The organism is Pseudomonas sp. (assembly GCF_049301935.1).
Taxonomy (GTDB): Bacteria; Pseudomonadota; Gammaproteobacteria; order Pseudomonadales; family Pseudomonadaceae; genus Aquipseudomonas.
The window spans coordinates 48,952-59,088 of record NZ_JBAQLP010000007.1; the positions used below are offsets into that span (position 1 = coordinate 48,952).

Genomic DNA, 10,137 nt, shown 5'->3' on the forward strand with positions numbered 1-10,137 from the left:
TTTGCCGCGCTGACTATAGCGAATGTCGGCTGGCGTGGTGCTTAGGGTTTGACCAGGGTTTTCTGACTGAGAATGTACAGGCTGACCAGCACCGCGCTGGTCAGCATAAAGGCCCGGGCCCAGAACAGCGGTACCAGGTAGCACGACAGGCCGATGCTCAGCCACATCAGGCTGATCGCGTAGACCTTGCCCTTGAGTGGAATGCCCTGACCGTTGAGGTAGTCGACGATCCACGGGCCAAGCTGGCGGTGATTGACCAGCCACAGGTAGAAGCGCTGCGAACTGCGCATAAAACAGGCGGCCGCCAGTAGCAGAAAAGGCGTGGTGGGCAGCACAGGGAGGAAGATGCCGATCACCCCCAGCGCCACGCTCAGCCAGCCAATGGCCAGCAGAACATAGCGAATGACGGGGTTGCGCTGCTCTTGAACACCCGGTTGCTGAATCTCACGCGCCATGGCGCGTGCTTAGTGGTGGCGAGGCTTCAGGAGGGCCGGTTTTTCTTCCGGCGCATGGCACAGCAGGAACAGTGCGGTCAGCAGCTCGGGGATCTGCTCGACCATGCTGTCGACCAGATCGCGGTCACGGGCGATCTCGGCGAACTCGGGCTGTTCGTCGAACAGGCCGGAAGCGACCATGATCGGCAGCAGCAGCTCGCTGACTTCATCTTCGGCGTCGTCGAACCACACCGCTTCACGCAGGAACACGCCTTCCATAAAACCAATGCACCAGCCGCGCAGGTCGGAATCATCCGGCTCATCGCCCAGGTCGAGGTCGCAGGGTACGTCGGGTTCATCGTCGCTGGCCAGTTGGCGGGCGATATGGCTTTGCAGCTGAATCAGGGTGGCTTCGATCTCTTCACGCTCGGCGTCGCTGCGGTAGTGCGGCGCCTCGGAGAACAGCGCGTCAATCCACTCGCGCTCTGGCACCGGCTGTGGGCAGATCGACAGGGCGGTCAGGTAGCCGTGGGCGGCGATGTAGTCCAGGGCCTCTTCATGCAGCTCATCGGCATCGAGGAAGGCTTGCAGGCGGGAGAGTTGCTCGGCGAAGGACATCGGGGGCTACCTTGAAGGAGTAAACGAGGCTGAATTCTAGTCTAGAGCGGCCTGAGCAGCCATAGCCGCAGTGCAGTGGGTGAAAATCGGATCAAACTCCGCCACGCTCGCGCGTGCCCAAGCGGCACCTGCGTATAATGCGCGGCTTGTTTCGGAGACCTTTCATGCTCGACCACGCGCAACGCATCCTCAAAGACGTATTCGGTTACGACAGCTTCCGTGGCCGTCAGGGTGCGATTATCGAGCGCGTGGCCAGTGGCGGCGATGCGTTGGTGCTGATGCCCACCGGTGGCGGCAAGTCGCTGTGCTTTCAGGTGCCGGCCCTGCTGCGCGAAGGCCTGGCGGTGGTGGTGTCGCCGCTGATTGCGTTGATGGATGATCAGGTGGCCACCCTCGATGAACTCGGCGTCGCCGCCGTGGCGCTGAATTCGACCCTGAGCGCCGATGAACAGCGCGAGATCGCCGAGCGGATCAAGCGCGGCGAAATCAAGATGCTCTATCTCGCCCCCGAGCGGCTGGTGCAGCCGCGCATGCTGAGCTTTCTGCAGAACCTCGAGATTGCCCTGTTCGCCATCGACGAGGCGCATTGCGTGTCGCAGTGGGGGCATGATTTCCGCCCGGAATACCTGCAGCTGGGGCAGCTCGCTGAGTTATTCCCGAATGTGCCGCGCATCGCCCTGACCGCCACGGCGGATATGCGCACCCGCGAGGAAATCGTCCAGCGCCTGCATCTGCAGAATGCCGAGCGCTTCCTGTCGAGTTTCGACCGGCCGAATATTTTCTACCGCATCGTGCCCAAGGAGCAGCCGCGCAAGCAGCTGCTCAGCTTCCTCGCGGCGCGCAAGGGCGATGCCGGCATCGTCTATTGCCTGTCGCGCAAAAAGGTCGAAGAAGTCGCCGCGTTCCTCTCCGAGCAGGGCTTCCCCGCGTTGCCGTACCACGCCGGCCTGGCCAACGAACTGCGTGCCTATCATCAGAAGCGCTTTCTCAACGAGGAAGGGCTGATCATGGTGGCGACTATCGCCTTCGGCATGGGTATCGACAAACCCAACGTGCGCTTTGTCGCTCACCTCGATCTGCCGAAATCCCTGGAAGCCTATTACCAGGAAACCGGTCGCGCCGGCCGTGACGGGTTGCCGGCGGATGCCTGGATGGCCTATGGCCTGCAGGATGTGATCTTCCTCAAGCAGATGCTCAATAACTCCGAAGGCGATGAACGGCACAAGCGCGTCGAGCAGCACAAGCTTGATGCCATGCTCGCCCTGTGTGAGGAAACCCGCTGCCGGCGCCAGGCGCTGCTGGCCTATTTCGACGAAGACATGCCGCAGCCCTGCGGCCATTGCGACAACTGTATCGACGATGTGCAGACCTGGGATGCCACCGAGCCGGCGCGCCAGGCGCTGTCGGCGATCTATCGCACCGGCCAGCGTTATGGCGTGGGGCACCTGGTCGATGTGCTGCTCGGTCGTGATAACGAGAAGATGCGCGGCGTGGGCCATCAGCACCTGGCGGTGTTCGGCATCGGCAAGGCGTTGGCCGAAGCTGAGTGGCGTTCGTTGTTTCGCCAGTTGGTGGCGCGCGGCTTGGCCGATGTCGACCTGGAAGGCTTTGGTGGCCTGCGTCTTTCCGACAGTTGCCGGCCTTTGCTCAAGGGCGAGGTCAGCCTGCAGCTGCGCCGCGATCTGAAACCGCAGCAGAGCGCCAAGGCCTCCAGCAGCGCCGCCAGCCAGCTGGTGCGTGGCGAGGAGCGCGGCCAGTGGGAAGCGCTGCGTGCCTTGCGCCGCAAACTGGCCGAGGAGCATGGCGTGCCGCCTTATGTAATTTTCCCGGATGCCACCTTGCTGGAGATGCTGCGCAGCCAGCCCAGTACCCTGGCCGAGATGGCGCGGGTCAGTGGTGTCGGCGCGCGCAAGCTGGAGCGTTATGGCGAGGCCTTCCTGGCCGTGCTCGGTGCGGAGGATGAAGCGCCGCGTGCGGTGGTCGATTTGCGCCATGAACTGGTCAGCCTGGCCCGTGCCGGCATGACCCCGGCGCAGATCGCCAGTCAGCTCAGCTGCAGTGAAAAGAATGTCTACGCTCTGCTGGCTGAAGCCATTGGCCGTCAGCAGCTGTCCCTGGAGCAGGCGCTGGATGTGCCCGAAGCATTGCTCGGCGAAATTCAGGATGCCTTTCTCGATGGCGAGGGCGAGCTGCCGCCGGTAGCCGCGATCAGCGAGCAGTTTGTCGGGCGCGTGGAGCTGGGCATTTTGCACTGCGTACGAGCGGCCTTGCAGGCGGAGTTCGAGGCCTAAGTGACCGCGGTCTGGCCGCCGGTTGATCTTGTGGCACCGAGTACGAGCGACTAAGGTGTTTTCAGCCACGCTGCTATAGAGGTTCCGGTGCCACTTTCCCATGCCTGGTTAGACGATGTTCACCCCAATCCCTACGCGGATCAGCTCGCCTTGGGCTTTCGTCTACTGCGCTTCTCGCGGCCGCTGGAGCAGGAGTACCGCGACTACCTGAGTGACGACACCTTCGACCTCAAGCGCATTGCCCTGGGCGTGGGCATTCTGGTGTGGCTGGCCTTTGCCGCGTTCGATTTTGTGCTGATCGAGGCGCCCGAGGTGTGGTGGATGCTGGCCATCCGTCTCGCCGTTTTACTGTTGTTGTGCCTGTTCGCTGGGCTGCTGATCCAGCGCAAGCATACCCACCTACTGCAGCCGTTAAGCCTGGTCAGCCTGCTGGCCCTGGGGGCGGCGGCGTCCTTCGTGGTGGGTATTGCCCATCGGGTTGACCCCGGCTACCCCTATGAGGGGTTGTTGCTGGTCTGTATGGCTGCTTACTTTCTGGCGGGTTTACGTCTGCTCGAAGCCTTGTGCTGTTCCTTGCTGGTGCTGCTGGTCTACGTCTGCGTCGAGCTGCTGGTGGCCAGCGTGGCGCTGCCACGGTTGATCAATAACACCCTGTTTCTGTTGTTCGGCAACCTGATGGGCGCGGTGGGTTGTTATCTGCTGGAGTTCAAGTCGCGTGAGCATTTTCTGATCAGCCGTTTGATGCGTGTATTGGCCGATCACGACAGCCTGACCGGACTGCACAACCGCCGCAGCTTCAACCGTCAGTTCGAGCGCCTGTGGCGCCAGGCTCAGCGTGAGCAGCGCAACCTGGCGTTGCTGCTCTGCGATGTGGATCACTTCAAGGCCTACAACGATCACTACGGCCACCAGGCCGGCGATAACGTGTTGCAGCGCATTGGCAGCCTGCTGCAGGACGCGGCGCGGCGCCCGCTGGACATGGCAGTGCGCCTGGGCGGCGAAGAGTTTGCCGTGCTGCTCTATGACATCGGCGAAGCCGAAGCGCGGCATCACGCCGAAGCGCTGCGCCAGACCCTGCAGACCCTGAATATCGAACATGCCGGCTCGGATACGGCGAGCATGCTGACTATGTCGATTGGCATTTCCTGCATTCAACCGGCCGCCGGTGGTGCGTTGGCGCAGCTCTACGAGCATGCGGATCGCGCGTTGTACGAGGCCAAGGCGTTTGGCCGTAATCAGGTGGTGGCGTAGGTTGGGTTGAGGCGCTCAGCGGCGAAGCCCAACGGACGATGGAGAGCGCGCCGAGGTCAGACAGACCTTGTTGTTGGGCTTCGCGCAGCTCAGCCCAACCGCTTCAGTCATGGCCGATTTTGCCGCTGCGCTTGGCGCCTGGGGTGAATGCCCGCAGCGAAGCCTGGGTGCTAGCATCGCTGAGGTTTTTTCCTTGAGTGATTGCTCCGATGGATCGACTGATTCAGGCCAACGGCCAGCCGCATTACGGCATCTTTCCCGCCGCGCCGGGGCTGATCAATTACCGCGACTTTGATTTCCGCTCGCCCATGGGCCGCAAGCTGGGCGCCTTGGCCAAGTGGCGGCGCTTCCACCAGTTCCAGTATTTCGGTCTGATCAGCGATGAGCTGATTGGCGGCTGCGCGCTGGCCAACCTCAGCCTGCTGGGTGTGGGTTTTGTCTACCTGTTCCATCCCGCCAGTGGGCGCATGATCGAGCGCCAGTTCAAGCTGCCGCTGGGCTTGGGTAGCCAGTTCTCGCAGACCCCGGATCAGGGCGTGTGCGAGGTGCGCAGCGGCGGCAATCTGCTGCGCCTGGAGAACAGCGCCGCATCGAAGGAAAAGCGCCTGCTGGTGAAGCTGGATGACGGCACCCGCATCGATGCCTGTTTTTCCGAGGCAGAGCCGGCGTTTCAGCCGATGTGCATCAACACGCCGACGGCAGTCAATGGCTGGGTCTATGCGCAGAAGGTGGCGGGGGTACGCTGCACGGGGCAGGTACGCAGCGTGCTGGGAGATTTTGATCTGGCGCAGGTTGGCGCATTCGCCCATCACGACTGGTCGGCCGGATATATGCGCCCCGAGACCCACTGGAATTGGGCCTGCCTGTCCGGCCTGGCGGGTGAGCAGCGGGTTGGGCTGAACCTGTCCTGCGGGGTCAATGAAAGCAGCTTTACCGAGAACTGCTTCTGGCTGGATGGTGAGCTGCTCAAGGTCGATACGGTGCGTTTTGCTTTTGATCGCGATCAACCGCTGCAGCCCTGGTTGATCGACTCCTATGACGGCCAGGTCGAGCTGCGTTTCGAGGGCCGTGGCCTGCATAAGGAACGGCTGAACCTGGGGCTGCTGGCGAGCAACTTCAAACAGATATTCGGTCAGTTCAGCGGCGTGCTGCGCCCGACTGGTCGCCCCGAGGTACGTATCGACAAGCTCTGGGGGTTTGTTGAAGACCAGTATGTAAAGTGGTGAAACGGTTGTAAGCCTTTTGCAGGCTTGCCTCGGCAAAAAGGTTATGGTTAGCTGGCTAATAATTAGTTTTTTATAGTTAAGAGCCGCTGTCCATGTCGCATACCGATCAACACCGTTTTGCCATGCAAGTTGCCCAACTCTCCCGCGCCTGGCGCGCCGAACTGGATCGCCGCCTGGTCGGTCTGGGGCTGTCGCAAGCGCGCTGGCTGGTGCTGCTGCACCTGGGACGTTTTGCCGAATTACCGACCCAGCGTGAATTGGCGCAGAGCGTCGGCGTTGAAGGGCCGACCCTGGCGCGCCTGCTCGACAGCCTGGAAGCCCAGGGCCTGGTTAGCCGTCAGGCGGTGCCGGAAGACCGTCGCGCGAAGAAGATTGCCCTCAGCCCAGAAGCCCGTCCACTGATTGAAAAGATCGAAGCGATCTCCGCGCAACTGCGCCAGGAAGTGTTCGCCGGCATTGATGAAGACGAATTGCGGCGCTGCCAGAAGGTCCATGCCCAGGTGTTGAGTAACCTGGAAAAACGCTGATGCGTGACGACTTGCAAAGCCTGCAGCAACGCTTCGGTCCGCGTTACCCGCAGTGGCTGCTGGCGGTGCTGATGGTCGGCAGCATGGCCATGGTGTTGGCCTCCACCAGTATCAACGTCGCCCTGCCGGTGATCATGGCGGATTTCGCCATCGGCCGGCCGCTGGCGCAGTGGCTGTCCACCGGTTTTCTCGCCGCCATGACCGCCGGCCTGCTGTTGGCCGCCTGGGCCCAGGCACGCTTCGGCGCGCGGCGTACGGCGCAGGTTGGCCTGCTGCTGTTTATCCTCAGCTCACTGTTGGCCCTGGTCGCTTACGCTGCTTGGCAGCTGATTGCCCTGCGCATTGTGCAGGGGCTGTGCGCGGGGATCGTACAGCCGTTGGCCATGGTGCTGATCTTTCGCGTATTCGCCGATGGCGGCCGCGGCATGGCGCTGGGTATATACGGCCTGGGAGTGATGCTGGCGCCATCGCTGGGGCCGGGGATTGGTGGTTACCTGGTCGATCATTTCGGCTGGCCGTCGATCTTCTGGATGCCGCTGCCGATGTGCCTGCTGGCCATGCTCGCGGGGCAGTGGTTGCTGCCCAGTGAGCGTCAGCGCAGTACGCCGCGTCTGGATCTCCAGGCCTTTGCCTGGCTCTGTGTAGCGATTTTTGCCGCGCTGGGTTTTCTCGCCGAAGCGCAGCGCTTTGCCTGGACGGCGCCGAGGGTCTGGTTGCCGGGCTGTGTGGCGCTGCTGGCGGGCGTGGCATTTATTCTGCGCAGCCGGCGCGCCGCTCAGCCGCTGCTGCCGCTGGCGCTGTGGCGGCATGCCGGATTTCGCAGCGCCAGCTGGGTCGCCTTGACCCTTGGCCTGGGCCTCTATGGTTCGACCTACCTGATTCCGCTGTATCTGCAGACCGTCGAGGGATTCAGCGCCGGGCGCTCGGGGCTGCTGCTATTGCCGGCCGGGCTGTTGATGGGTATGGCGTCCTTTCTCGGCGGTTGGCTCAGTGACCGGCTGTCTGCGGTCGTGCTGCTGAGTACCGGTCTGCTGATCTTTGCCCTGTCGGCGGCGGGGCTGGCCTGGGTCGAGGCGGGCGCCTCGTTTATCCAGCTGTGTTTCTGGGCCTGCATTGGGCGTATTGGTCTAGGTATATTGCTGCCGGCCTTGAGTACCGGTTCGCTGGATATCCTCAGCTCAGAGGAGCTGGCGCAGGGCGCTGGCGCCATCACTTTCGTGCGCCAGTTAGGCGGGGCGTTCGGGGTCAATCTGCTGACCTTCTTCCTGGAATGGCGGCACAGCGCGGAAGGCGGCGATCACTTCGCCGAAATGCTGGCCTTCAAGCAGAGTTTCTGGCTGGTGGCCGGGGTGTTCGCGATTACGGTTTTGGCGGCCTGGGGCGTTAGGGTGACAAAGCGCTGACAGCTAAACGGCGGTGTGACGCAGTTGTCATATTCTTGGCTGTGGGCCTATGCTTGCACCTGTGGCGGCTTTTTGCCGAACGGCGGTGAGCATTTGTCTATTCAGTGCGCCGTAATTATTGCCATGCACCAGCCGGATTAAACAGGGAACGTAGTCCCAAGGCCGCATTTGCCGTCTTTATACTCTCGCAAGCGCTGGAAGCGCACGTCCATGACGTGTAATTGCAAGGGTGCAGGGGCGGTTCACCGGGAGCGTTTTTTATGGCCAAGGTTCGTCAACTGCTGATCGGCCTGGCATCCAGCTCGGCCCTGTATTCGGGGTTGGTTCCAGCCCTGGGTCTGGGCGAGATCACCCTGCATTCGGCGCTCAGTCAGCCGCTGGATGCCGAAATCGAGTTATTTGATGTGGGCGATCTGAGCGGTGCCGATATGCGTGTGCGCCTGGCACCCGCTGAAGTCTTCGCCCGTTCAGGCGTCGATCGTCTGTATTTTTTCAATGACTTGCGCTTCACGCCCTTGCTGCGCGGCGGTAGAAGCGTGATTCGTGTGGTGTCGACCCAGCCGGTGCGCGAGCCTTACCTGAACTTTATCGTCGAAGTGGCGCGCCCTAATGGCCAGTTGTACCGCGAGTACACCGTGCTGCTTGATCCGCCCAGTTCCGCTGCCTATCGCAGTCTGGCTGCTCCCGCATCCCCTGCTGTGTCAGCTGCGCCGCGTGTGGCTGCCGTCGAGCGCAGTCGCCCGGCGGTAATGCCAGCAACCACCCAGGGCAATAGCTATAGCGTGGTCAGTGGCGACAGCCTGTGGAAGATTGCCACGCGACTAGTTGCAAGTGCCAAACAGGGCTCCGTTCAGGTGCTGATGAACGAGATACATGCACTCAATCCGCAAGCCTTTATCAATGGTGATCGCAGTCGTTTGCTGGCCGGGGCTCGCCTGTTACTTCCAGACAGTCCTGCCGTCGCTGCTACTTTGCCAGTAGTCGAGCCTGTTGCCGTGACTGCTGACTCGACTGTAATGCCGACTGACACGGCGTCAGTTGCCGATGCTGAACTGCCCCTTGACCCGCCTGCCGAGAGGCTGATTGAGCAACAGAGTCGTGTTGAACAGGAACTGGCCAGCCAGGTTTCCGAGACTTTGCAATTGCAGCAGAGCCTGGCGCAGCTGGGCCTGCAAGTGCAGCAACTGCAAGCGCAGATGGCCGCGCGTGATCAACAGATAGCCGGCCTGCAGGCCGAGTTGGCTGCCCGCCAGGCGAATGCCGAAGCAACCGCCGCGCCTGTTCCGGTCGCGGCAACCCCACCGGTTACAGCGGAATCAGAGAGTAACTGGCTGGCGATTCTCGCCGGCCTGCTGGCGCTGTTAGTGGCGGGCGTAGTCGGCCTGTTCTGGCGCGGCAGAACAGCGCCCGATCCTGGCCCAATGCTCGCCGAGCCTATGCGTATGCCGGTGGCGCCCGGGGCACGCAGCGTTCCGCTTGCTGCGTCTACTGCTCCTGCCGCCGCCGTGGCACCGGTTGCCATCAGCGTACGTGACGCGCCGCGTACCGTGCCGGTGTGGCCGTCGGTTGGCGAAGATGCCCTGCAAAGCGCCAATGTGTATATCGCCTATGGCCGCCTGAGTGAGGCCGCCAGTACCTTGCACAAAGCTTGGGAGGCGCAGCCACAGCGTAGCGATATCGGTTTCCGTCTACTCGAAGTGCTGGCCTTGCTGGGCGATGCCCAGGGTTTTGTTGCCCATGAAGCATTGGTGCGTGCCTCCGGATTTACTCCCGCACGAATCGATGAGCTGAAAGCACGGCATGCCGAGATGTTCGCGGCACCTCCTAGCAGCCTGCTTGATGACGTAGTGTTAGAGCTGGACGAGGTTAAGGAGCCGGCGCAGGAAGCCGCTAATGATGGTCAGCTCAATCTGGATGATCTGTCGTTGGATGCCGATTGGGACCTGGTCAGCCCGTTCGTACCTGACAAGATGGTGGGTAAGGCTGAGCGCGCTGACGCTTCGGTCAAACATAAAACGCCAGACATTTTCGAGTTCGCCGGTAATCGAGATGTCCGCAGCCCGTTTGCCGAAACCATGCTGGTAGAGGAAGCCGCCACTGGTGACTGGGTCGATGAGCTAAACCCCGCATTTCTTGACGATCTCGATCAACTAGCCGGCGACCGCGACAACCTTTCCAAGCTGAATATGGCGCTGGCGTATATCGAGCAAGGCAGCCTAGACAGTGCCTGCCAGATTCTCAATGAAGTGATCAATGAGGGCGATGAGCAGCAGAAGCATGAGGCGCGTCAGCTGCTGGCAAAGATTGCCTGATTCAAAACCTAGATGATCAACGCCCGCGTGCTTCTGGTACGCGGGCGTTTTTCTTCTGCTGAGGTAAGGCTACTG

General features: G+C 61.9%; 8 protein-coding genes. 6 read left to right on the forward strand and 2 right to left on the reverse strand.

Annotated elements, in window-relative coordinates; all coding sequences use genetic code 11:
* Window positions 1–41 precede the first annotated feature (41 nt).
* Together WA145_RS00940 and WA145_RS00945 are read right to left on the reverse strand one after the other, a co-directional pair.
* Window positions 42–455, reverse strand: coding sequence for a YbaN family protein (locus WA145_RS00940; protein WP_422579768.1), 414 nt, complete (start codon window positions 453–455; stop codon window positions 42–44).
* A gap of 9 nt (window positions 456–464) precedes the next feature.
* Entirely contained in the window at window positions 465–1,052 is a 588-nt protein-coding gene (locus WA145_RS00945) for a UPF0149 family protein (protein ID WP_422579769.1), read from the reverse strand.
* A 164-nt stretch (window positions 1,053–1,216) separates the two neighbouring features.
* Between WA145_RS00945 and recQ the strand changes: the two genes are divergently transcribed.
* The 6 genes from recQ to WA145_RS00975 all read left to right on the forward strand — a co-directional run bounded on the left by recQ (window position 1,217) and on the right by WA145_RS00975 (window position 10,062).
* Window positions 1,217–3,343, forward strand: coding sequence for a DNA helicase RecQ (gene recQ, locus WA145_RS00950; protein WP_422579770.1), 2,127 nt, complete (start codon window positions 1,217–1,219; stop codon window positions 3,341–3,343).
* Window positions 3,344–3,430: 87 nt separating this feature from the next.
* Window positions 3,431–4,594 carry a diguanylate cyclase domain-containing protein gene (locus WA145_RS00955; RefSeq protein ID WP_422579771.1) on the forward strand — a complete coding sequence of 388 codons (1,164 nt, stop codon included), beginning with the start codon at window positions 3,431–3,433 and terminating at the stop codon, window positions 4,592–4,594.
* A 209-nt stretch (window positions 4,595–4,803) separates the two neighbouring features.
* A complete protein-coding gene (locus WA145_RS00960; RefSeq protein ID WP_422579772.1) occupies window positions 4,804–5,820 on the forward strand; it encodes a DUF2804 domain-containing protein in 1,017 nt (338 codons plus the stop codon).
* A gap of 92 nt (window positions 5,821–5,912) precedes the next feature.
* Complete coding sequence (locus tag WA145_RS00965; protein ID WP_422579773.1) at window positions 5,913–6,347, forward strand: MarR family transcriptional regulator; 435 nt, start codon at window positions 5,913–5,915, stop codon at window positions 6,345–6,347.
* A complete protein-coding gene (locus WA145_RS00970) occupies window positions 6,347–7,750 on the forward strand; it encodes a DHA2 family efflux MFS transporter permease subunit (protein WP_422579774.1) in 1,404 nt (467 codons plus the stop codon). Before WA145_RS00965 ends, WA145_RS00970 begins: the two co-directional genes overlap by 1 nt.
* 260 nt (window positions 7,751–8,010) lie before the next feature.
* On the forward strand, window positions 8,011–10,062 hold the full coding sequence (locus tag WA145_RS00975) for a FimV/HubP family polar landmark protein (RefSeq protein ID WP_422579775.1): 2,052 nt from the start codon (window positions 8,011–8,013) through the stop codon (window positions 10,060–10,062).
* Window positions 10,063–10,137: the final 75 nt, after the last annotated feature.